Genomic DNA, 22,503 nt, shown 5'->3' with positions numbered 1-22,503 from the left:
AAAATTCAACACATGATGAAACTTGTCACAACGCCAGCGGAACCCCGTCCAGGTCCCAGCCGGGATCGACCTCCACCCCGAGCGCGGCCAGCGCCGTCGGCCCCACGTCCACCAGCCTCGGCCCGGCCAGGACCCGGCCGCCGAGGTCGGCGTCCAGCCGGCTCGCGATCACGAACACCGTGCGCTCCTCGTCCGTGGTGCCCCCGTGCCCGCCCGCGTCCACGTGCCCGTGGTCGGTCGTGACCAGCACGGTCCAGCGCTCGCCGGGGTACGTGGCCCGCCCGCGGATGGCGGCGAGCAGGCGGCCCAGGTAGGCGTCCTGGGTGGCGAGGGCGGCGAGGTACTCGGGGCAGTGCGGGCCGAGGTCGTGGGCCACCTCGTCGGTGTCGCCCAGGTACACGAAGAGGGCGTCCGGGTCGGCCGTGGCCAGGTGCCGCTCGGCGGCCTCGGCGACCTGCCGGTCCGCCGCGGCCCAGCCCACCGTGTAGCCGTCGAGGACGAGGCGGTGGTCGATCGCGCGGCTGAACGCGCCGTGCTCGTCCAGCGCCGCCCACGAGAAGAACGCGGCCGTCGCCAGCTCCGGCCGAGCATTCTTCGCACGAGTCAGGAAGTCCGGAAATTTCTGGAAGTTGGGTGCCGCGAAACCGTTGTCCACGACGCCGTGCTTGTCGGGCCAGGCCCCGGTCGCGATGGACGACCATCCCGGCCCCGAGTCCGTACGCGACCTGATGACCCTGCCGCCGTCCCCCGGCTCGGGGGTCTTGGGGACGACCTCGCCGGGCGACTCCGTACGCGGTGTCCCGGCCTCGCCGTAGGGGAGCCTGCTGGTGCCGTACGCGCCGGCGGCCATCAGGGCGGCCAGTACGGGCGCGCCCAGGGCCTGGAGCCGGTCGAAGCGCAGCCCGTCCATGCCGACGACGAGCACCTTATTCATTAATGCGGACATCACCCCATTTAAGCGGCGAAACGCCGTACCCATTCAGCCGCCCCCGGGAGGATCTCCTCGACCGGAGCGACCTGCGGATACCAGGTGCGCTCCCACTCCAGCGACACCCACCCGTCATATCCGGCCCCGCGCAGCAGCTCGCCCGCCTCCTCCAGCGGCACGGACCCGCGGCCCATCGGCACCGGCGTGGTGTCCACGGCCGACACCGCGTCCTTGACCTGGACGTAGCGCAGGTGGGGCCCGAGCGCGGCCAGGGTGTCCGCCGGGGGTTCGCCGTGCCGCCACGGGTGCAGCAGGTCCCAGATCGCGCCCGTGGCGCCGGGGCGATCGGCCGCCGCCAGCAGCCCGGCCACGGCGGCGCCGGTCGCCATGAGGTCGTGGGTCTCGACGAGCACGCGGCGGCCGAGCTCGCCCGCCGCTCCGGAGACCGCCTTGAGGCGGCGGGCGCCGACGGCGGGGTCGTCGCCGCGCGGGAACACCCGTACGCCCGGCGCGTCCAGGTCGGCGGCGAGCCGCAGGTCGGCGAGCAGCGCCTCGATGACCGGTTCGTCCGGCCCAGGCTCACAAATCCTGACATATCCAGCGAGGGCGGCGATCTCCAGCCCCGCTCGCTCCACCCGTTCCCGTACCGACCGCCGCTCGGCGGCCCCCAGCCCGGCATGCACCCCGGTGTCCGGGTGCAACCGCAGCTCCAGCCCCTGGCAGCCGTGCCCGGCCGCGATCTCGATCGCCCTGTCGAGCCCCTCGCCCGGCAGGCCCAGGGTGCTGACCGCCAGCCTCACACCATCCTCCGTACGCTCTCCCGCAGCACGACCTCGCCCGCGACCTGCTCGACCACGACCGATTCCGCCTTCCCGGGGTCCGCCTCGGCCAGCGCCAGCTCAAGAGCCCGCGCCCCCATGTGCTTCAGCGGCAGCCGTACGGTGGTCAGCGCGGGGACGTGATCACGGAGAGTGACGATGTCGTCGAACCCGGCCACCGACACGTCCTCGGGCACCCGGACTCCGCGCTCCCGATAGGCCGCCAGGGCCCCCACCGCCATCACGTCGTTGACCGCGAACACGCAGGTGGCCTCGTCCGGGACCTGTTGGGCCACCGCGTATCCGCCGTCGCGGTCGAACGGCCCGTGGATCACGTGCGGCGCGGGCAGCCCCAGCTCTTTCAGCGCCTCGGTGAACCCGGCGCACCGGTCGGCGGCAGTCACCAGGTGAGGCGGCCCGGCCAGCACCGCGAACCGCGTGTGCCCGAGCCCCGCCAGCGCCCGCGCGAGCTCCGCCGCGCCCTCCCGGTTGGCGGGCGCGACCGTGTCCACGCCGAGCAGGTCCTGGCCCACGCACGCCGCCCGGCCGCCACCTGCCCGGTATCTTGCCAGCTCCTCGCGCAGCCGCCCGGTGACGGCCGGGTCGGCCACGCGCGAGCCGACCAGCAGCACGGCCCGTACCCGCTGCGCGTTGAGCGTGGCCACATATGCGATCTCCTGCTCGGGATCGCGATGCGTGGTGCCCACCATGACCAGCAGGCCCTCGGTGGCCGCCGCCCGCATCGCCCCGTCGGCCAGGGCCGCGAAGTAGGGGTCGGTCAGGTCGTGCACCACGATGCCGATGACGTTGCTCGCCCCCCGGGCCAGGGTCTGGGCGGCGATGTTGGCGCGGTAACCGAGCTCGTCCGCGGCCCGTTCGACCCGCGCCCGCAACGCCGCCCCCACCTGGCGGGTGCTGCCGTTCAGCACCCGCGAAGCGGTCGCGAGGGAGACGCCCGCCTGCTTGGCGACGTCCTCAAGCGTGACCACGAGACCTCCAGGAAAACGGTTTCCAAGTGTGCCAGACAGGCACCGGAACCGCATCCTCGCACGTCTCAGGCCCAGGGGAACAGGATGTCGAGCAGGCCGCCCCCCTTGTCCTCCTCCGGCGGCGGGGCCAGCGTGGGCGGCGGCGCCACGGTGGGCGTGTCCTGCTGCTGGTTCTGCTGAGGGGTGTTGTTCCGCGACGAGTCGGCCGGGCGGTCGTCGCCGGTGGTCTCCTCCACCTGGTTCTCAGGAGCGCGGGTGGTCTTGCCGCTGGGGCTGGTCGACGGCTCCCTGTGCTGCTGCCGCGTGGGCGTGGCGCGCGAGGAGGGCTCATCCTCCTCGGCCTGCTGCTGCGGCCTGGCCCGCTGCGTCGGCGCCGTGGTGGGCGCCGCGGACTCGGAGCCGGTCGGGTCCTCGGCCTCCGAGTCGGTGGGCTCGGGCGTGTCGGCCTGCTCCTCCTCGGTCGGCAGCGCCGTTTCCTCATCGGGAAGCGCGGTGTCCGACGGGGAGCTCACCTCGCCCGCGCTGGCGCACTGGCTACCCGAGCACGGGTCGTCGGAGGAGTTGCCGGTGAGCATGAAGCCGGCGCCCACGCCGACCAGCACCACCGCGACGGCCGCCACCAGCAGCACCCGTGTGCGGCGGCGCACCTCTCCCACGCCGCCGCTGGAGGGCTCGTCCTGCGAGTCGTCGGTCCAGCCCGAGCCGAGGAAGCCACGCTTGGGCCGGTCGTCGTCCCACTCGTCGTCCCGCCCGGTCTCGTAGCTCCGGTCGAGCGGCAGGTAGGGGTTGTCGTCGTCCTGCCGGTCGCCGTGCTCGCCCCGCCTCTCGTGCGGGTCGCCCAGGTCGTCGTAGTCACGACCGCCGGCGCCGGAGAAATCGTGGGCGCCGCTGGGCCCCCCGAAGTCATGGGCGCCGCTGTGGCCGCCGAAGTCATGGGCGCCACTGGGGCCGCCGAAGTCGTGAGCCCCGCTGGGGCCGCCGAAGTCGTGCTGCTCCCCCGAGCCGCCGTACTCGTAGTCGCGCGAGCCGCCCAGCTCGTGCGCGCCACCGGACGTGCCCAGCACGTCGTGTCCGCGCGGCCCGTCGAGCACGTCGTGCCCGCGGGGGTCGTCGAGCACGTCGCGCATGCCGTCGCTGATGAGCTGCGGCTCGCCCAGCGAGCCCTTGTCGGGCGGGAGGATGTAGGTCTCGTTGCCGACCACCTGGATGGCGGGCTGCTCGTCAGTGTCCTCCGTGCTCCACCGCGGCGACAACACGTCACCCGAGAGCTCCGGGTTTAACGACCTCCCCTGCCCTTCCTCGTATGGCCTGTCGTTCTCGTCGCGCGCCACGATGGAACCTCTCTTGTACGAATTCTGCCGCGCCCCTTCCTACCACCACTTGTCCGGATATTTCACACGTTTCCCTAAAGTCACTCTCCGTAACATCGACCCATCCAGCCCCACCACGAGGCCACCTTCGACGCGCCGGGCCGACCGGCGGTCAGAGGCAGGGATTGGTCGTGGTGTCGACGACCTTGTCCTTGAGGGACTCGGGGATGGCCGAGACCACCCGCACGCCGGGCCAGTCGGCCCCGATGACGAGCTGGATGATCGGCCCGCCCGGCGCCTTCGTGGCGGCCGCGGCCGCGGCCGCGTAAGGCTGCACGGTGACCGGCCTGACCTTGCCCACCACCGGGGTCCGCTTGTCCTTCGACAGCCGGGCGGCGACCGCGTCACCGTAGGCCGGGCCGTCCTTGGTGTCCTTCTTGGCGTACCGGATCGTCGTGGTGGCGGTCGCGGGGGCGTTGCCCACCTCGGTGACCACGAACCCCTGCCCGGCCAGCTCGTCGGCCACCGTGCCGGCCTTGCCCCCCTCGGAGGTGCCGTTCAGCACCTGCAGGCGCACCTGGGAGTTCTCGACCTTGGGGGTCGTGGCCTTGCCGGGGATGGTGACGGCGGTGACCTCGGTGTCGTTGCGGACGTTCTCGAAGAACGCGCGGGCGGCCGGCTGGGCGAACTGCACCCGGTTCTTGTCGGCCGGATAGGGCTCGGTGGGGACCGTGATGCCCTTGAGCTCCTTGGCCGTCAGGCCCTGGACGCTTCTGGCGATCTCCAGCATGCGCTCGAGCGTGAGCCCGTCGTCCACGGTGACGGCGGCGGTGGCCGCCCCCAGGAAGCTGTTGAGCTTGACCGGATTGGTCAGCAGGCCGCCGTCGGTGACCTTCTTCAGCACCTGGGTGAGGAAGACCTGCTGGCGCTGGATGCGGCTGAGGTCGCTGCCGTCGCCCAGGGCGTACCTGGTGCGTACGTAGCCCAGCGCCTGCTCCCCCTTGACCACGTGTTTGCCGGCGGGGAGCACCAGCTTGGCCTTGGGGTCGTTGACCGGCTTGGGCAGGCAGATCTCGATGCCGTCGAGGGCGTCGATGATGCCCTTGAAGCCGGTGAAGTCCACCTTCACGAAGTGGTCGATCTTGATGTTGGTGAGAGACTCGAGGGTCCGGATCGTGCAGTTGATACCGCCGTCGTTGAAGGCGGAGTTGATCTGCCGCAGGCCGCCGGGGAGCACACCGCCGGTCCTGGTCTCGCACTGGGGCAGCATGACCATAGAGTCGCGCGGGAAGCTGATCATGGTGGCCTTGTCCCGGTTCGGGGAGATGTGCAGGAGCATGATCGTGTCGGTGCGCTCCCCCAGGCCCACGGACTTGGGGCCGTACTGCTTGTTGTCGCCCTCGCGGGAGTCGGAGCCGACGAGCAGCACGTTGAGCGCGCCGGTCTCCGGCGGGCGGGTGGGGCCGGCGTTGATGTGCTCGCGTTCGATGCCGCTCTCGACGTAGCGGTAGTACCCGTAGCCCCCGAGCGAGATCAGCACCAGCAGGAGCGTCAGCCCCACGCTGACCCAGCCCAGGGGGGTCAGCGGGATGCGCCGCGGCATGGGCGCGCGCCGGTCCGGGGGTGGCGGCGGAGCGACACGACGACCCAGAACCGCCTCATCCTGTTGCCGTTTCACCCGGTCCACCCCTCGAGCCATGATCGCGAAGCATAGTCACAAACAGGACCCCGCGGCACACCCGCGCCAGTCCGCCCCCGGGCGGGGAACGATCCCGCCCCCACGCTAATTCGCCGATCCGCCAACGGGGAGACTGTGTCCGCGACGGTACCCCTTCCTCACCCGCCGGAGGAGCGAGGACTCCATCCGAAGCACCGGAATCCGGGGCGTCACCACGCATGGGGCCGCCATCATGGCGTTCATGCTGTTGACCGAGATGGCGCCGCCCCCCGGCGCCGAGGCGGTGGCCGGGCTGCGGGCCGGGGCCAGGGCCGCCCGCCGCCGCGCCCTCGTCGCGCTCTCCTCCTCGATCGCGCTCCTGGCCGCCGTCCAGTTGCTCGCCGACCGGGCGCCGACCAGGGAGCAGACGCTGCCGCTGGCCGTGCTGTCCCTGGCCGTCCTCACCATCGCCCTGCCCACGCTGGCGCTCACCCAGTACGTCTGGGGCAGGCGCGCCCGCCTGGTACGGCGGCGCGAGCGCGAGCTCTACTCCGCCGCCCCCGCGGGGCTGGCGCGGGTGCTGAGCAGGATCGGCATGGCCGCGGGCTGGGCGGTGGCGCTGCTGCTCGGCTGGACCACACCGCGCCAGTTCCGCCAGGCCGCTCTGTACGACTTCGCCGACGCCCTGAGCCGGGCCGTCGAGGTCCTGGTGGTGCTGAGTTGCGTGGCCGGGGTGTTGTTCCTGTTCTGGTGGGCACGGGACACGCTGGGGATGCTGACGCGTGCCGCGCGCTCGGGTGGATCACCTGGCGATCCGTGGGACCCCGGCCACGGCACGCGCCAGCCAGGCAACCCGGCGCTCTGGACCGGCGCCGCCGTGACGGTCGCCGCCCTGCTCGGAGCCCGCGCCCACGTGTGGGAGCCGGCCACCGCCCTGGTGTACGCGCTCCTGACCGCGGCCCTCGTCTGCACCGTAGTTACCGACGAGTAGCATAGGAACGGAACCCCATTCGGCAACGAGGAGCGAATTCGTGCCTTCCTCTCGTGACGTCGTGTTCGTCGACGGCGTACGCACCCCCTTCGGCAGGTCAGGGCCGAAGGGCATGTACGCGGAGACCCGTGCGGACGACCTGGTCGTCCGGGTCATCCGCGAGCTCATCAGGCGCAATCCCGGCCTGCCCCCCGAGCGCGTGGACGAGGTCGCCATCGCCGCGACCACACAGATCGGCGACCAGGGCCTGACCATCGGCCGCGCGGCGGCGGTGCTGGCCGGGCTGCCCAAGACGGTGCCCGGCTACGCGATCGACCGCATGTGCGCGGGCGCGATGACCGCGGTCACCACGGTCGCGGGCGGCATCGCGTTCGGCGCGTACGACGTCGCCATCGCCGGCGGCGTCGAGCACATGGGCCGGCACCCGATGGGCGAGGGCGTGGACCCGAACCCGCGTTTCCTGTCGGAGAAGCTCGTCGACCCGAGCGCGCTGGTCATGGGCATGACGGCGGAGAACCTGCACGACCGCTACCCGTCGATCACCAAGCAGCGCGCCGACGCGTACGCGGTGTTGTCGCAGGAGAGGGCGGCCAAGGCCTACGCCGACGGCCGGATCCAGCTGGACCTGGTGCCGACCGCGATCAGGACGGCCGAGCGGGGCTGGGGCCTGGCGGTCGAGGACGAGGCGCCCCGGCCCGGCACCACGATGGAGGGCCTGAGCGGGCTCAAGACGCCGTTCCGGCCGCACGGCAAGGTCACGGCGGGCAACTCCTCCGGCATCAACGACGGGGCCACCGGCTGCGTCGTGGCCGCCCGGGAGGTCGCGGCCGAGCTGGGGCTGGACGCGAAGATGCGGCTGGTGTCCTACGCGTTCGCCGGGGTGGACCCCGAGGTCATGGGGGTGGGACCGATCCCGGCCACGGAGCGGGCGCTGCGCCTGGCAGGTCTGGATATTTCGGATATCGGGTTGTTCGAGATCAACGAGGCGTTCGCCGTCCAGGTACTGGCGTTCCTGGAGCACTTCGGTCTGGCCGACGACGATCCCCGGGTGAACGCCTACGGCGGCGCCATCGCCTACGGCCACCCGCTCGCCTCCTCCGGCGTACGGCTGATGACACAGCTCGCCCGGCAGTTCGGCGAGCGTCCCGACGTGCGTTACGGCATCACCACGATGTGCGTCGGCATGGGCATGGGCGGCACCGTGATCTGGGAGAACCTGGCATGAGCGAGCTGGAGAACTGGCGGGCGCTGCTGAGCGAGCACAACGCCGACGAGGTCGTCACCAAGGCGCTGGTCCGCGACGTGCGGCTGCCCGGCGGCGCCGGCACGATGGCGCTGATCACGCTGGACAACGGCTTCGACCACACCAAGCCGAACACGTTCGGCGCGCACGGCCTGTTCGCGCTCAACGGGGCGCTGTCGGAGATCGCCGCCCGCACCGACCTGGCCGCCGTGGGCGTGACGGGCAAGCCGTTCATCTTCGCCGTCGGCGCCGACCTCACGGGCGTGGCCGCCGTGACCAGCCGCGAGCAGGCCCGGGCCGTCGGCGAGCTGGGCCACCACGTCTTCCGCAGGCTGGCCGAGCTGCCGATCCCGTCGTTCGCGTTCGTCAACGGCGCGGCCATGGGCGGCGGCCTGGAGCTCGCGCTGCACTGCGACTACCGGACGATCTCCGCCGGGGTGCCCGCGGTGGCTCTGCCCGAGTGCTTCCTCGGCCTGATCCCCGGCTGGGGCGGCACGCAACTGCTCCCCCGCCTGATCGGCCCCGCGAACGCGATCAAGCTGATCATCGAGAACCCGCTGTCGCAGAACCGCATGATCAAGGGCGCGCAGGCCTTCGAGCTGGGCGTCGCGGACGCGATGTTCGAGCCGGCCGACTTCCTGGAGGAGTCGCTGCGCTGGGCCGCCAGGGTGGTCAGGGGCGAGGTCACCGTGTCCCGGCCGGAGCGGCACGACGGCTGGGCCAAGGCGGTCGCCGACGCGCGGTTCCTGGTGGACATGAAGCTGCGCGGCGCCTCCCCCGCCCCCTACCGGGCGCTCGACCTGATCGCCCTGGCCGAGACCGCCGGCCGCGACGAGGGGTTCGCCGCCGAGGACACGGCCATCGCCGACCTGCTGATGGGCGACGAGGTACGGGCCGGGCTCTACTCCTTCGACCTGGTGCAGCGCCGCGCCAAGCGGCCGGCCGGCGCCCCGGACGCGTCGCTGGCCCGCAAGATCACGAAGGTCGGCATCGTGGGCGCGGGCCTGATGGCCTCGCAGATGGCGCTGTTGTTCGCCCGCCGCCTGGAGGTCCCGGTCGTGCTGACCGACCTCGACCAGGTCAGGCTCGACAAGGGCGTCGGATACGTCCACGCCGAGGTCGACAAGCTGCTCGGCAAGGGGCGGATCACGGCGGACCAGGCCAACCGCCTCAGATCCCTCGTCACCGGCTCGCTGACCAAGGACGCCTTCGCCGACGCCGACTTCGTGATCGAGGCCGTGTTCGAGGACCTGGCGGTCAAGCAGCAGGTGTTCCGCGAGGTGGAGGCCGTGGTCGCGGACACCGCCGTACTGGCCACCAACACCTCCTCGCTGTCCCTCACCGAGATGGGCGCCGGTCTGGCGCACCCGGAGCGGCTGGTCGGGTTCCACTTCTTCAACCCGGTCGCCGTCATGCCGCTGCTGGAGATCGTCAGGGGCGCGAAGACCGACGACGCCACGCTGGCCACCGCGTTCGCCGTGGGCCGGTCGCTGAAGAAGTCGTCGGTGCTGGTGAAGGACGCTCCGGCGTTCGTGGTCAACCGGCTGCTGACCTGCTTCATGGGCCAGGTCGTGGCCGCCGTGGACGAGGGCACGCCGCTGGAGGTGGCCGAGCACGCGCTCGACGGGCTGGGGCTGCCGATGACGCCGTTCGCGCTGCTGCAGCTCGTCGGCCCGGCCGTCGGCCAGCACGTGGCCGAGACGCTGCACGCCGCCTTCCCGGACCGCTACGGCCTGTCCGAGGGCCTGGCCAAGCTGGTCGCCGCCGGCAAGCCGGGCGTCTACCAGCCCGACTTCACGCTGGACCCGGAGGCCGTGGCGCTGTTCGCGGGCGGCACCACCCCGTCCACCGCCGAGCAGGTACGCGAGCGCGTCCTGACGGCGCTGGCCACGGAGATCCGGATCATGCTGGACGAGGGCGTCGTCGCGGCGGCCCAGGACATCGACCTGTGCATGATCCTGGGCGCCGGGTGGCCGTTCCATCTCGGCGGGATCACCCCGTACCTGGACAGGACCGGCATCGCCCAGCCTCGTTTCCTCGCTCCGGGGGTCGCCTCGGTGCCCGCGTGATTTTGCGGGGGCCCGCTCGGCGGGCCTCCGCCCCACTCGGACCGCCTCCGTCGTAACGTTTGGTAGCGTTCAACGAACGGAGGGTAATCATGATGAGAGCGATGGGCACTGTCGTGCTCTGCGGGGCCTTCATGCTGGGCGCGTCGTCACCCGCGACGGCCGCCAACGACCCGAAGGCGCAACTCAAGATCCTCGATGCCGCCAAGGGCGGGGCGACGAAGACGGCCTGGCTCCACTGCGGGCCTGCCGGGGGCACGCACCCGCACGCCCGCGAGGCCTGCCGCCTGCTGCGGGCGGTGCACGGCAAGCCGGACGCGCTCAACGTCAAGCCGCAGACCATGTGCACGCACGACGTGGCCCCGCATGCCGTCGTCATCGCGGGCCGCTGGTTCGGCCAGGACGTCTCCTGGGCCAAGGTCTTCAGCAACGCCTGCGCGCTGAAGGCGGCGACCGGAGCGGTCCTGGCGCTCTGACCCGCCGGGGCGGCCGGTCCGTCCCGCACCCAACCGCCTGAGGGGGCGGCCGGTTCCCGCCTCCTCGGGCGCTCACGGGACCTTCTCGAGCGTGTCCTGCTGCCGCATCCGGCTGTGCCGGTAGCCGAAGGCGAAGTAGACGAGCACGCCCACGGCCATCCAGGCCAGGAACCGCAGCCAGGTCTGCACCGGCAGGTTGAGCATCAGATAGAGGCAGGCCAGCACGGACACGATCGGCAGCACCGGCACGAGCGGCACGCGGAACGCCCGTGGCAGGTCCGGCCGGGTCCGGCGCAGCACCACCACGCCGATCGAGACGACGACGAACGCGAAGAGCGTACCGATGTTGACCAGCTCGGCCAGCTCACCGAACGACACGAAGCCGGCCAGCGCCATCGTCACGAGCCCGACGGCGACCGTGAGCCGGGCGGGCGTGCCGAAGGTGGGATGCACCTTCGACAGCGAGCGGGGCAGCAGACCGTCCCGGCTCATCGCGAACAGCACCCGCGTCTGGCCCAGCAGCAGCACGAGCACGACCGTGGTCAGCCCGGCGATCGCGCCCACGCTGATGATCGTGGCCAGCCACGCCTGGCCGGCCGCGATGAACGCGTCCGACAGCGGTGCCGTGGTGCTCAGCTCGCTGTAACGCTGCATGCCGACGACGACGAGGGAGACGGCGACGTACAGGGCGGTGCAGATGGCCAGCGAGCCGAGGATGCCGCGCGGCACGTCCCGCTGCGGCGCGACGGTCTCCTCCGCGGCGGTGGCCACGATGTCGAAGCCGATGAACGCGAAGAACACGATGGCCGCGGCCGAGAAGATGCCGACGATCCCGAACGCCACCGGCGTGATCCCGAACAGCACCTGGATCAGCGGCGCCTTCAGCCCCTCCACGCGCGCCGTGGCGACCGCCTCGGGCACGAACGGCGTGTAGTTGGCGCCCTTGACGAAGAACAGCCCGGCCACGATGACCAGCAGCACCACCGTGACCTTGGTGATGACGAGGATCAGGTTGACCCGCGAGGAGATCTTGATCCCGACGAGCAGGACCACCGTGAGGATGAGGACGATGAGTACGGCCGGCAGGTTGAACACGGGGTCGTCGCCCGCGAGGGCGGCGGGCAGGTCGATGCCCAGAGAGGACAACAACGAGGCGAAATAGCCCGACCAGCCAACCGACACCACGGCTGCCGCCAGCGCCAGCTCCAGGACCAGGTCCCAGCCGATCACCCAGGCGGGAAACTCGCCCAGGGTCGCGAAGGAGAAGGTGTAGGCGGACCCCGCCACCGGGATCGTGGAGGCGAACTCGGCGTAGCACAGGGCCGCCAGCCCGCACACGACGGCCGCGACGACGAACGAGATCGCCACCGCCGGACCCGCCAGCTCCTTGGCGACCTGCCCCGTCAACACGAAGATTCCGGTGCCGACGATGACGCCGATGCCGAAGACCGTCAGGTCCGTGGCGGTCAGGCGCTTGCGAAGCCGGTGCTCCGGGGCCTCGGTGTCGCGGATCGATTGCTCGACGCTCTTCGTGCGAAAGATATCCACGAGGGGTGAGTCTTCCCCCACCAAGGGTGATCATTCCCCACGGCTGGGATGCCGTTGACCGCGGCATAGGACAGGGGTCCCGCCTCACACCCTCACCAGGCAGGAGCCGGGGCCGGCGATGACCTTCCCGCCGGCCCCGATGCCACTCCGCAGGCCGCTCCGTACGGCCGCGCGGCGCTCAGCGGCGGACCGGCTCCGCGTGGGAGGTCCGCTTGGCGACCGCCTCGGTGATCTGGCGGGCCAGGTCCTGCCCGGTCAGGCCGATCCGGCCAAGGATCGCGGCGCGCTTGGCGTGGTCGAGGAACTCCTGCGGGATCCCGAACGTACGCACCGGCACGTCCACGTCGCCGTCGCGCAGCAGGCGGGCCACGGCGTCGCCCACGGCGCCCACCCGCCCGTTGTCCTCCACGACGGCCACCAGCTTGTGCGCCCCCGCGGCCAGCACCAGCGCCTCGTCCAGCGGCTTGACCCAGCGGGGGTCCACCACGGTGGCCGCGATGCCCTGGGCGTCGAGCAGCACCGCGGCGTCCAGGCAGACCTGCGCCATCGGCCCCACGCCGACCAGCAGCACGTCGGGCTCGCCGGCCGGGGCGCGCAGCAGGTCCATCTCGCCCAGCTTGCCGACCGGCTCGACCGACTCGGCCACCGGGCCCTTGGGGAAACGCAGCACGGTCGGCCCGTTGGAGACCTCGACTGCCTCGCGCAGCAGCTCGGTGACCCGCTCCCCGTCCCGTGGCACCGCGACCCTGAGCCCCGGGACGACCTGGAGGATCGACAGGTCCCACATGCCGTTGTGGCTGGCGCCGTCGTCGCCGGTGACGCCCGCCCGGTCGAGCACCACCGTGACCGGCAGCCGGTGCAGGGCGACGTCCATGAGGAGCTGGTCGAAGGCCCGGTTGAGGAAGGTGGCGTAGACGGCCACGACCGGGTGCATGCCGCCCAGGGCGAGCCCGGCGGCGCTGGTCAGCGCGTGCTGCTCGGCGATGCCGACGTCGTGGATCCGCTCGGGGAAGGCCTCGGCGAACGAGTTGAGGCCCGTCGGGTGCAGCATGGCCGCGGTGATCGCGACCAGGTCCTCGCGCTCCTTGCCCAGCCGGACGAGCTCCTCGCTGAACACGTTGGTCCAGATGCGGGCCTTGGGCTTCTCCACGCCGGTGGCCCGGTCGAAGGCGCCGGGCGAGTGGAACTGGTCCTCGTCGTGGTTTTCGGCGGGCGTGTAGCCGCGGCCCTTCTGGGTGACGGCGTGCACGATGACGGGGCCGCGGAAGTCGCGGGCCTGGCGCAGCGCCGCCTCCATGGCCTGCTCGTCGTGCCCGTCGATGGGCCCGACGTATTTCAGCCCCAGGTCCTCGAACATGACCTGCGGCGCCAGCACGTCCTTCACGCCCTTCTTGAAGCCGTGCAGCGCGTCGTAGAGCACCGGGACGTTGCCCAGCTTCTCCTTGACGTATTCCAGCATGTCCTCGTAGCGGCGGTTGACCCGCAGCGAGGACAGGTGGGAGGCCAGGCCGCCGATCGTGGGCGAGTAGGAGCGCCCGTTGTCGTTGACCACGATCACGACCGGCAGGTCCTTGTTAGCGGCGATGTTGTTGAGCGCCTCCCAGGCCATGCCGCCGGTCAGCGCGCCGTCGCCGATCACCGCGACCGCCGTGCGGTCGTGCTCGCCACGCAGTTTGTACGCCTTGGCCATGCCGTCGGCGTAGGACAGCGCGGTCGAGGCGTGGGAGTTCTCCACGAAGTCGTGCTCGGACTCGGCCTGGCTCGGATAGCCCGACAGGCCGCCCTCCTGCTTGAGCGCCTGGAACCCGGCGGCCCTGCCGGTCAGGATCTTGTGCACGTATGACTGGTGGCCGGTGTCCCAGATGACGGGGTCGCGCGGGGAGTCGAAGACCCGGTGGATGGCGATGGTCAGCTCCACCACGCCGAGGTTGGGGCCGAGATGGCCGCCGAACCTGGCGCAGGCGTCGACGAGCAGATCACGGATCTCGACGGCGAGCCGAGGCAACTCCTCGATTGTGAGCCGTTTGACGTCATGCGGTCCCTCGATCGAGTCCAGCAACCCGCTCACGGATCCGACTCCCCTCTGCTCTTGTTCGCCGATTCCCCCGAGTCTAGTTCGCGGACGCCTCGGTGACTCCATCGAGTCAAATGCACCCACATATGTCCGATCTTGACCTAGTCTTTCGATACCTATGAACTCCGTCCCAAAAGGCAAGCTCTTAGCACTTGTGGCAGCTCTGCTGGCCCTTGCCCTGGCAGCGGTTGCTTTGGTGCTCGTCCTGGCGGACGTCGCCACGACGTCCACGGGCTTGACCAACGGGGCGCAGCAGATCGCCTCGCCGCCGGCCGGGGCGGGCGGGCAGGACAAGCGGCTGCCCGACCTCGGCAGGACGCTGGCCACGGACAGCGCGCTGTACCGGACGGGGCGGCTGGCCGACGTGAACTGCTCGCCGGGAGAGCTGCCCGCCCAGAGCATCACCGCCTACCGGCGGTTCCTGACGCGGGTGACCAACTGCCTGAACAAGGCGTGGGGGCTGCAGTTCCGCAAGGCGGGGCTGACCTTCGCCAAGCCGCGCCTGCGCATCATCTCCCGGCAGGTGCCCACGCCCTGCGGCGCGTGGAACGCCGGCGCCGACGGCGTCTACTGCTCCACCGACCGCACGATCTACATGATGATCGGCAAGGACCAGCTGCGCAATCCGTTCCCGCTGGGCATCAGCCGGCTGGTCGCCCACGAGTACGGCCACCACATCCAGCAGATCTCCGGCATCTGGGGCTACTACTGGGCAGCCAGGACCGGAGCGGACAAGGCCCGGCGGCTGCAGCTCTCGCGGAACTCCGAGTTGCAGGCCGAGTGCCTGTCCGCGGTGTTCATGAGCACGATGAAGGGCACGCCGCTCGTCACCGACTCCGACTGGGCCTACACCGTGGACTGGTTCCGCAAGAACGGCGCCAAGGGCTGGCCGCAGAACGACCACGGCAAGGGCGCGACGCAGGCCGCCTGGATGACGCGCGGCTTCAACCGGGGCGGTCCCGGCGCGTGCAACACGTGGGCGGCCTCGCCCCGCAGCACCCGCTGAGCACGTCCCACGACTCTGGCCGCGCCGGCGAGGAACAAATCACCATCTTGTCCCCTATGATTCGCGATCGTGCGCATATCCCTCATGGCGGCGGCCGCGTGCCTGCTCGCGGGTGTGTTCGTGCCGGGACCGGCCGCCGCCGCCATGCGCACCCCACGGGCCGGGCTGGCCGCCGAGATGACCGGCGAGTCCGCCCCCTGGACCTGCGAGATCCCCCCGATCCGGGCGGGGAGTGTCGCCTCGCTCAGGGCGTTCCACCGCGCCATGGCCGCGTGCGCCGACGGCTTCTGGGCCGCCAGGTTCGCGGCCGCCGGGCAGCCCTACAGCCCGCCCGGGGTCACCATCACGACGGGCGGCGACTCGGTCTGCGGCGAGATCACCGGCACCGGCGCCCAGTACTGTCCCGTGCAGCGCACCATCGCCATCCGCATCCTGAAGCAGGATCTCCGGGACCCGTTCCGGATGAACATCGCGCACTCCGTGGCCCACGAGTGGGGGCACCACGTACAGCAGCTCATCGGCGTGCTGGACGCGCAGAACGCGCTGTACTGGCCGGCTTCCGAGAGCGCGCGGTCCCTGCTCAGCCACCGGCTGGAGATGCAGGCCGAGTGCCTGGCCGGCGTCTTCTACAGCGCCGCGCTGGAGTCGATCGACCCCGGCATCTCGTGGGAGGAATGGATCGAGGCGGTCCGCGGCGCGGACGAGAGCGAGATCCACGGCAAGCCGCGCAACCTGGCCTCCTGGCAGGACCGGGGATACCACGGCGGCGCCGTGGGCTTCTGCAACACCTGGACGGCCAGGGAGTCGAAGATCAGGTGACGGCGCCTCAGCCGGTGACCCGTGCCAGCACTTCCAGCGGGTCGGAGAGCACATGGGCGAAGGCCAGCTCGGCCGCGCCCACCAGCGTGGCCGCGTCCCCCAGCGCGGACGTGCGCAGCCGCAGCCGCTCCCGCTGCGGCGCCATGGCGTGCAGGGCCAGCTGGGTACGCACCTGCGCCGCCGAGCCCAGGTAGATCTCCCTCAGCGTGCCGCCGAAGATCACCATTTCCGGGTTGAAGATGTTCACCAGGTTCGCCACGCCGAGCCCGAGCCAGTCGCCGATCCTGGTGAGCGCGTCCTGCGCCATGATGTCGCCCCGGTCGGCGCCCTCCACCACGGCCCGCACCGCGTCGCGGCCACGCTGCCCGGGCGGCTCCGGCTCACGCGGTTGTCCCGGTGGCTCCTGTTCGGCCGGCTGTCTCTGCCGGGTCCGGCCCGCCGACTCCAGCAGCGCCCGCTCCCCCACCTCCGCCTCCAGGCAGCCGTTCGAGCCGCAGCCGCAGGCCCGGCCGCCCGGGTTGACCACCATGTGGCCGACCTCGCCCCCGTAACCGTCGTGCCCGCCGAGCAGGTGGCCGCCGGCGATGATGCCGCCGCCGATGCCGACGTCGCCGTGCAGGTAGATGAGGTCCCTGACGGCGGCTCCGATGCCGCGGCTGTGCTCGGCCAGCGCGGCCAGGTTGGCGTCGTTGCCCACGCTGACCGGCAGGCCCAGGCCCAGCCTGCGGCCCAGCTCCTCGCCGAACGGCACCTCCTCCGCCTTCAGGTTGGGGCCGAACCTCACCACGCCGTCGCCCTTGCGCACGCCTCCCGACACGGCCGCCGCCGCTCCCACGCAGACGGTGTCGGGCCTGGTCTTGCGGCGCATCTGGCGGGCGAACCCGGCCAGCGTCCCGGTCAGCTCGTCCAGCTTGAACGGGCCGCGCTCGCGTACGGACTCGCGGCGGTCGAGGATCACCCCGCCGAGCCCGACACGGGCGGCGGCGAGCCGGTCGGGGCCCACGTCGAACGCGAACACGTAGACCCGCGCCGACTCGGGCCGCACCACGAGCGAGGGCCGCCCGGCGCGGCCCGTCTCTCGCGGCAGCTCCTCGCGCACCAGCCCCGCGGCGGTGAGATCGGAGGTCAACGCCATGATCGTGCTGCGGTTGAGCCCCATCTTCGAGGTCAGCTCGGCGCGCGAGATCGGCCCGCCCAGGTGGACATGGCGCAACAGCGCGCCGAGGTTGTGGCGTCTGATGTCCTCTTGGGAGGGACCGGCACGCATCGTCTGGGATTCCTTCAGGGGCTGCGAGTCGCTGATCACCTTAGACCAGCGGCTGCCGCCCGCTTGCGAGCCAGGGCGTCGACACCTGCGGCGAGCAACAGGACGGACCCTGTGACCAGGTATTTCACACTGGCTCCATACCCCATCAGGCCCATGCCGTTCTCGATCACGGCCACCACCGCGCCGCCGAGCACGGCGTCCAGCACCCGGCCCTTGCCGCCGAACAGGCTCGTGCCGCCGATGACGGCCGCGCCGACGGCGTAGAGCAGGACGGAGCTGCCGCCCGTGTTCGGGTCGACGGAGCTGGCCCGGGAGGCGGCCACGATCCCGCCGACCGCGGCCATCGAGGAGCAGATCACGAACGCGCTGATCCTGATCCGGTCCACCGCGATGCCCGCCCTGCGGGCGGCCTCCGCGCTCCCGCCGACCGCGTAGATGTGCCGTCCGAACGCGGTCCGCCGCAGCACCATCGTCCACAGGACCAGCAGCACCAGGATGAGCGGCACCACGATCGGCACCCCGGTCAGCGAGACCAGCGCCGGGTTGCGGCTGCGCTCCAGGTTGAGCACGTAGACCGCGAGCCCGGCCAGCACCGCGAGCGCGCCCACCCGGGCGGCGATCAGCGAGAGCGGGTCGGCCACCAGTCCGCGCCTGGTACGGGTCCTGGCCCGCAGCAACTGCACGGCCGCGAAGATCACCACGCAGCCGGCGTAGAGCGCCCAGCCGAGCCAGGGCGGCAGGTTCCGGTTGGCGATGGCGACGATCACGTCGTCCCTGATGGAAATGTTCGTGCCCTCGTCGACCAGCACCAGGACCAGGCCCTGGAAGGCGAGGAACGCGGCCAGCGTGACCACGAACGACGGTATGCCGACCTTGGCCACCAACGTGCCCAGCACGATGCCGATGATCACGCCGGTGACGATCGCGGCCACCGCGCAGACGTACCAGGGCAGGCCCAGGCTGGTGAGCGTGACGGCCAGCACCGCCGCGCACACGCCGCTGGCGAAGCCGGCCGACAGGTCGATCTCACCGAGCAGCAGCACGAACACCAGGCCCATCGCGATCAGCGTGATGGCGGCGCCCTGGGTGAAGAGGTTGGCGAAGTTGCCCGCGGTGACGAAGGCGGGGCGGGCGACGGCGAAGACCGTGCAGAGCACCACCAGGCCGAGCACGGCGGGCAACGCTCCCATGTCGCCGCCGCGTACCCGCTCGATGTAGGCGAGGAAGCTGTTGCCGATCGACGGGGACTGCGTCGCGGCGACGATGGCCTCGCCGGGGAGTTCCTTGACCTTGCTCATGGGGTGACACCGTTCTTCAGGCCGAGATCCCCGCTGCGGCCGGAGGTGATCAGTTCGACGACCTGCGCGTGCGTCACGTCGGCGGTCTTGACCTGGGCGGCCATCCTGCCGAGGTAGAGCGCCGCGATCCGGTCGGAGACGGCGAACACGTCGTTCATGTTGTGCGAGATGAGCACGACGGCCAGGCCCGTGTCGGCCAGCCGGCGTACGAGCTCCAGCACCTGCGCGGTCTGGGCCACGCCCAGGGCCGCCGTCGGCTCGTCGAGGATGACGACCTTGCTGTTCCACAGCACGGCCTTGGCGATGGCCACGGTCTGCCGCTGCCCGCCGGACAGGCTGGAGACCTGCTGCCTGATGGACTTCACCGTACGCACGGACAGGCTGCTGAGCGTCTGCTCGGCCAGCTCCTCCATGCTGTCCTCGTCGAGCAGGAGGCCGCTTTTGCGCTCCCTGCCGAGGAACATGTTCTGCACGATGTCGAGGTTGTCGCACAGGGCCAGGTCCTGGTAGACGATCTCGATGCCCAGCTCGCCCGCGTCGCGGGGGCCGTGCACGTGGACCTGGCGGCCGTCGAAGAAGATCTCGCCCGCGTCGATCGGGTAGATGCCGCCGATGCACTTGACCAGCGTCGACTTCCCGGCGCCGTTGTCGCCGACGAGTGCCGTCACCTCGCCGGCGTACGCGGAGAACTCGACGTCGTGCAGGACCTTCACCGGACCGAAGCTCTTGTCGATCCCGCGCACTTCAAGGAGGGGGGTCATGGGGCTCCCTAAAGGGGGGTACGGCCGCCGGCCGCACCCCCTCGGCGTTACTGGATTCCTGCCTCGGTGCACTTCTCGGCGAAGTCACCGGTGCACAGTTCCTCCTTGGTCACGTAACCGTCGGCCACCACGTCCTTGACGTTCTCCAGGTAGATGGCCTGCGGCTCCATGAGTTCGGCGGGAACGTCCGCACCCGACTCCGGGTCCTTGACGCTGGCGGACGCCGTCGGCTTCTCGCCCTTGGCCAGCGCCACGGCGAGCTTGGCCGCGGCGTCGGCCTCCTTCTTGACCGCCTTGTAGACGGTCATGCACTGGTCGCCCGCGAGGATGTTCTGCAGGCCCTGGACGGTGGCGTCCTGACCGGTGACCGGCACCTTGCCGTTGAGGTTGTTCTTCTTCAGCACGGTGATGGCGGCGTTGCCGAGGCCGTCGTTGGCGGCCAGCACGCCGGCGATCTTCGGCTCCTGGGTCAGCATCTGCTCGAAGATGGTGCCGGCCTGGGTGTTGTCCCAGTCGGGCACGGCCTGGTCGGGACCCTTGACGTACTCGCCGCCGTCGAACTTCGGCTTGAGCACGCCGTCGTAGCCGTTCTTGAACAGGGTCGCGTTGTTGTCGGTCGGCGAGCCGTTCAGGTAGGCCACGATGGGCTTGTCGGCCTTCTTGTCGGTCAGGCACTTGCTCAGGCCCTCACCCTGGAGGGTGCCGACCTTGGTGTTGTCGAAGCTGACGTAGTACGCGGCGCCGCCGCCCAGCGTCAGCCGGTCGTAGTCGATGGTGGGCACGCCCTGTGCCTTGGCCTTGTCGATGACCGTCTTGCCGGTGCCGCTGTCCAGGTTCACGATCATCAGGACGGTGGCGCCGTTGGTGATCATCTGGTCGGCGATGGTCTGGAACGCCGTCTTGTCGTTCTGGGCGTTCTGGATGTCGTACTCGACACCGGCGGCCTGGAACGCCTCCTGCAGGTACTTGCGGTCCGCCGTCTCCCACCGGGCCGAGGACTTGCTGTCCGGCAGGATGACGCCGATCTTCCCGGCCTTCCCGGCCGCCGAGGCGGTGGCCGACGAGGTCGACGTCGTGGTCTGACCGCTGTCGCCCCCGCAAGCGGTGAGACCGAGGGCGAGCGCGGCTGCCGCGGCGGTCAGGCTGAGGATCCCCTTGCGCATGGTGCAGGGTCCTTTCTTCCGGAGGGGCCCGGATGAATGTTGTTTGCGGCAACGTATTCCGGGATCGCCTGCTTTGGAAGGCCCAGCCACGCGGGAGTTTGTTGTTTCGGGTAACAATCCAGAAACATGCGCCCGTCCCGGCATCGAGGCGACCGATGAGTTTCCCGGTGTGCCGAGGTCGTCATACCGACGCCGCAACCACTCAGGAGGACTCGCGATGGGACAGCCAGTTGTGCACTTCGAGATCATCGGCCGGGATCCGGCGAAACTGCGTAGTTACTACGGCGAATTGTTCGGGTGGGGCTTCCACACCGGCGACGCCATCACCGAGACCGTGTCCCAGCCCGGTAACTACGGGTTCGCCGACGGGGCAGGGATCAACGGCGGGGTCGGCGGTGGGGCGGGTTTCGACGGGCGGGTCCTGTTCTACGTGGGGGTTCCCGACGTCGAGGCCGCGCTGGCGCAGGCCGAGCGCCTCGGCGGGAAGCGCCTGATGGGCCCCGAGGGCACCCCCGGGACCCTTGTGGTCGGCCAGTTCACCGATCCGGAGGGGAATCTGATCGGGGTGGCCGGCACGCGATGACCGGCATTTCACGACAGGGGGGCGTCACTCCGGCGCCACGCTCCGCAGGTATGCCGCCACGTCGTCCCGGCCGCCGTGCTCGGCCCAGCCGAGCGGGGTGGCGTCGAACCGGTCGTCCTTGATCGTCGCGTCGGCGCCGAGCTCGATCAGCGTCCTGGCCGTCTCGACGTCGTCGTTCCAGGCCGCCGTGTGCAACGGGGTGGCGGGGTGCCGGTGGTTCACGTCGAAGCCGAGCCCGGCGAGCAGCCGCACCGCCGCGGGCTTGCGGTGCCCGGCGGCGGTGACGATCAGCTCAGGGGACCGGGCGAGCGCTCGGGCCGGCGGCTCCGGGCCGAACCCGGCCACGGCGTCCGCGTCGGCGCGCATGCAGGCGGCGGTGAACGCCTCCAGCTCGTCCAGCGCCGCGGTGCCGCCCGCCGCGGCGAGGATCTCCGCGACTTCGGTGTGCCCGTTCAGCAGGGCCAGCTCGTACGGCGTGCGCCCGCCGTAGGCCGGATGCGCGCCGAGGCCGTTCACCTCGGCACCATGGGCGAGCAGCAGCCGGGCCCGCCGTGGGCCGCCCCGCAGCGCGGCGGTGGCCAGCTCCTCGCGCACCAACTGCCGCGGGGACTGGAGGGTGGGCCCCAGCCGAGCATGCCACGGCCCGCCCGGGCCGCGGCCCAGGCCGAACTCCAGCAGCAGCACGAGGTGAGCGGTGTCGTCGGAGAAGGAGCCGCCGAGCCCGCGGTTGTAGAGGGTCTGGCTGTCGTTGGGGTCGGCCCCGGCCTCCAGGAGCAGCCTGGCCAGTGCCGGCTCGTCCGGATGGGGCGGCTGGTCGCCCTCCCCGCCGCCGAACGCGCCGGTGAGCGCGGTGAACGGCGAGGTCAGCCCGTCCCACAGGAATCCGGCGTTCGGATCGGCGCCGTGTTCGAGGAGGAGCCGGGCGGCCGCCACGTACCGGCCGGGAGTGCCGAGACGCGCGTAGGCCAGGTACAGCAGCGGCTCCCAGCCGAAGGGTCCGCCCTGCGCCCGGGCGAGTCCCGGGTTTCCGGCCAGCGTGGCGGCCAGCGCGTCGGCTGATCCGGTGGCCGCCATCGTGAAGATGTTCGCGGTGGACAGGTGCGGATTGCGGGCCAGCAGCCGATCGGCCTGGGCGGTCCGGCTCGGGTGGTCGGCGCCGTAGGTGAGGCAGGCCAGCCGCAGGAACTCATCCGCCAGGTCCTCGCTCGGCGCGACCCGGTGCGGCGAGCGGGAGTAGCGCTCGACGGTGCCGATGTGCTCCTTCAGCCTGGACCAGCTCGCGAAGCCGTACCGGCGGGCGGTGACGAGTTGCGCGTCGGCCAGCTTGAGCTCCTCCGGCGGGCGGGGGTGGAACTCGGCGACGAGCCCGCGCGCCTCGGGCGCCCCCGCCCTCACCTGCCTGAGGAGTGTCTTGGCCTGCTTGCGGAGCCGTTCGAGGCTGGGGTTGTCGGGCAGACGATGGACAGGCACGAGGGCCTCCTTTCCGTCTGGCCTGGCGTCCGCGTC

At 71.3% G+C, this 22,503-nt stretch carries 19 protein-coding genes; 7 read left to right on the top strand and 12 right to left on the bottom strand.

Annotated elements, in window-relative coordinates:
- Window positions 1-25 precede the first annotated feature (25 nt).
- The 5 genes from BLS95_RS04165 to BLS95_RS04145 all read right to left on the bottom strand — a co-directional run bounded on the left by BLS95_RS04165 (window position 26) and on the right by BLS95_RS04145 (window position 5,648).
- A complete protein-coding gene (locus BLS95_RS04165; RefSeq protein WP_090929489.1) occupies window positions 26-946 on the bottom strand; it encodes an alkaline phosphatase family protein in 921 nt (306 codons plus the stop codon).
- An 8-nt stretch (window positions 947-954) separates the two neighbouring features.
- Window positions 955-1,728 carry a sugar phosphate isomerase/epimerase family protein gene (locus BLS95_RS04160; RefSeq protein WP_090929488.1) on the bottom strand — a complete coding sequence of 258 codons (774 nt, stop codon included), beginning with the start codon at window positions 1,726-1,728 and terminating at the stop codon, window positions 955-957.
- Window positions 1,725-2,735 carry a LacI family DNA-binding transcriptional regulator gene (locus BLS95_RS04155; RefSeq protein WP_176993007.1) on the bottom strand — a complete coding sequence of 337 codons (1,011 nt, stop codon included), beginning with the start codon at window positions 2,733-2,735 and terminating at the stop codon, window positions 1,725-1,727. The genes BLS95_RS04160 and BLS95_RS04155 overlap by 4 nt, the downstream gene beginning before the upstream one ends.
- Window positions 2,736-2,800: 65 nt before the next feature.
- Complete coding sequence (locus tag BLS95_RS04150; RefSeq protein WP_143043576.1) at window positions 2,801-4,066, bottom strand: hypothetical protein; 1,266 nt, start codon at window positions 4,064-4,066, stop codon at window positions 2,801-2,803.
- Window positions 4,067-4,217: 151 nt separating this feature from the next.
- The gene (locus BLS95_RS04145) at window positions 4,218-5,648 is read right to left on the bottom strand and encodes an LCP family protein (RefSeq protein WP_090929483.1); all 1,431 of its coding nucleotides are present in this window, start codon (window positions 5,646-5,648) and stop codon (window positions 4,218-4,220) included.
- A 316-nt stretch (window positions 5,649-5,964) separates the two neighbouring features.
- On the opposite strand from BLS95_RS04145, the gene BLS95_RS04140 reads away from it, so the two are divergent.
- The 4 genes from BLS95_RS04140 to BLS95_RS04125 all read left to right on the top strand — a co-directional run bounded on the left by BLS95_RS04140 (window position 5,965) and on the right by BLS95_RS04125 (window position 10,478).
- A complete protein-coding gene (locus BLS95_RS04140; protein ID WP_143043575.1) occupies window positions 5,965-6,693 on the top strand; it encodes a hypothetical protein in 729 nt (242 codons plus the stop codon).
- 61 nt (window positions 6,694-6,754) lie between these two features.
- Entirely contained in the window at window positions 6,755-7,918 is a 1,164-nt protein-coding gene (locus BLS95_RS04135; RefSeq protein WP_245764877.1) for a thiolase family protein, read from the top strand.
- Window positions 7,915-10,005 (top strand): 3-hydroxyacyl-CoA dehydrogenase NAD-binding domain-containing protein, encoded by a 2,091-nt coding sequence (locus tag BLS95_RS04130; protein WP_090929479.1) that lies wholly within the window; start codon window positions 7,915-7,917, stop codon window positions 10,003-10,005. The genes BLS95_RS04135 and BLS95_RS04130 overlap by 4 nt, the downstream gene beginning before the upstream one ends.
- 101 nt (window positions 10,006-10,106) lie before the next feature.
- Window positions 10,107-10,478: an SSI family serine proteinase inhibitor gene (locus BLS95_RS04125; RefSeq protein WP_176993006.1), complete on the top strand. Its 372-nt coding sequence runs from the start codon at window positions 10,107-10,109 to the stop codon at window positions 10,476-10,478.
- Between the two features lie 72 nt (window positions 10,479-10,550).
- Here BLS95_RS04125 and BLS95_RS04120 read toward each other — a convergent pair whose 3' ends face one another.
- Together BLS95_RS04120 and dxs are read right to left on the bottom strand one after the other, a co-directional pair.
- The gene (locus tag BLS95_RS04120) at window positions 10,551-12,026 is read right to left on the bottom strand and encodes an amino acid permease (RefSeq protein ID WP_090929476.1); all 1,476 of its coding nucleotides are present in this window, start codon (window positions 12,024-12,026) and stop codon (window positions 10,551-10,553) included.
- A gap of 178 nt (window positions 12,027-12,204) precedes the next feature.
- Window positions 12,205-14,085, bottom strand: a complete 1,881-nt coding sequence (gene dxs / locus BLS95_RS04115; RefSeq protein WP_090929474.1) for a 1-deoxy-D-xylulose-5-phosphate synthase — start codon at window positions 14,083-14,085, stop codon at window positions 12,205-12,207.
- A 169-nt stretch (window positions 14,086-14,254) separates the two neighbouring features.
- Between dxs and BLS95_RS04110 the strand changes: the two genes are divergently transcribed.
- Window positions 14,255-15,106, top strand: a complete 852-nt coding sequence (locus tag BLS95_RS04110; RefSeq protein WP_245764819.1) for a neutral zinc metallopeptidase — start codon at window positions 14,255-14,257, stop codon at window positions 15,104-15,106.
- A 69-nt stretch (window positions 15,107-15,175) separates the two neighbouring features.
- Window positions 15,176-15,925: a neutral zinc metallopeptidase gene (locus BLS95_RS04105; protein WP_143043574.1), complete on the top strand. Its 750-nt coding sequence runs from the start codon at window positions 15,176-15,178 to the stop codon at window positions 15,923-15,925.
- A 7-nt stretch (window positions 15,926-15,932) separates the two neighbouring features.
- On the opposite strand, the gene BLS95_RS04100 is transcribed toward BLS95_RS04105, so the two are convergent.
- From BLS95_RS04100 to BLS95_RS04085, 4 genes are read right to left on the bottom strand one after another with little or no spacing between them, the layout of a single operon-like run.
- Window positions 15,933-17,192 carry an ROK family transcriptional regulator gene (locus BLS95_RS04100; protein WP_090929904.1) on the bottom strand — a complete coding sequence of 420 codons (1,260 nt, stop codon included), beginning with the start codon at window positions 17,190-17,192 and terminating at the stop codon, window positions 15,933-15,935.
- 35 nt (window positions 17,193-17,227) lie between these two features.
- Window positions 17,228-18,490 carry a sugar ABC transporter permease gene (locus BLS95_RS04095; RefSeq protein ID WP_090929468.1) on the bottom strand — a complete coding sequence of 421 codons (1,263 nt, stop codon included), beginning with the start codon at window positions 18,488-18,490 and terminating at the stop codon, window positions 17,228-17,230.
- Window positions 18,487-19,251: an ATP-binding cassette domain-containing protein gene (locus BLS95_RS04090; protein ID WP_090929466.1), complete on the bottom strand. Its 765-nt coding sequence runs from the start codon at window positions 19,249-19,251 to the stop codon at window positions 18,487-18,489. The genes BLS95_RS04095 and BLS95_RS04090 overlap by 4 nt, the downstream gene beginning before the upstream one ends.
- Before the next feature lie 47 nt (window positions 19,252-19,298).
- Entirely contained in the window at window positions 19,299-20,414 is a 1,116-nt protein-coding gene (locus BLS95_RS04085; protein ID WP_090929464.1) for a sugar ABC transporter substrate-binding protein, read from the bottom strand.
- Window positions 20,415-20,631: 217 nt separating this feature from the next.
- Here BLS95_RS04085 and BLS95_RS04080 point away from each other — a divergent pair, with 217 nt between their 5' ends.
- Entirely contained in the window at window positions 20,632-20,997 is a 366-nt protein-coding gene (locus tag BLS95_RS04080; RefSeq protein ID WP_090929463.1) for a VOC family protein, read from the top strand.
- 24 nt (window positions 20,998-21,021) lie between these two features.
- Here BLS95_RS04080 and BLS95_RS04075 read toward each other — a convergent pair whose 3' ends face one another.
- On the bottom strand, window positions 21,022-22,467 hold the full coding sequence (locus BLS95_RS04075) for an ankyrin repeat domain-containing protein (protein WP_090929461.1): 1,446 nt from the start codon (window positions 22,465-22,467) through the stop codon (window positions 21,022-21,024).
- Window positions 22,468-22,503: the final 36 nt, after the last annotated feature.

This window comes from Nonomuraea jiangxiensis (genome assembly GCF_900099965.1).
In the GTDB taxonomy this organism is placed as follows: domain Bacteria; phylum Actinomycetota; class Actinomycetes; order Streptosporangiales; family Streptosporangiaceae; genus Nonomuraea; species Nonomuraea jiangxiensis.
This window is presented reverse-complemented; position numbering and strand designations above follow the sequence as displayed.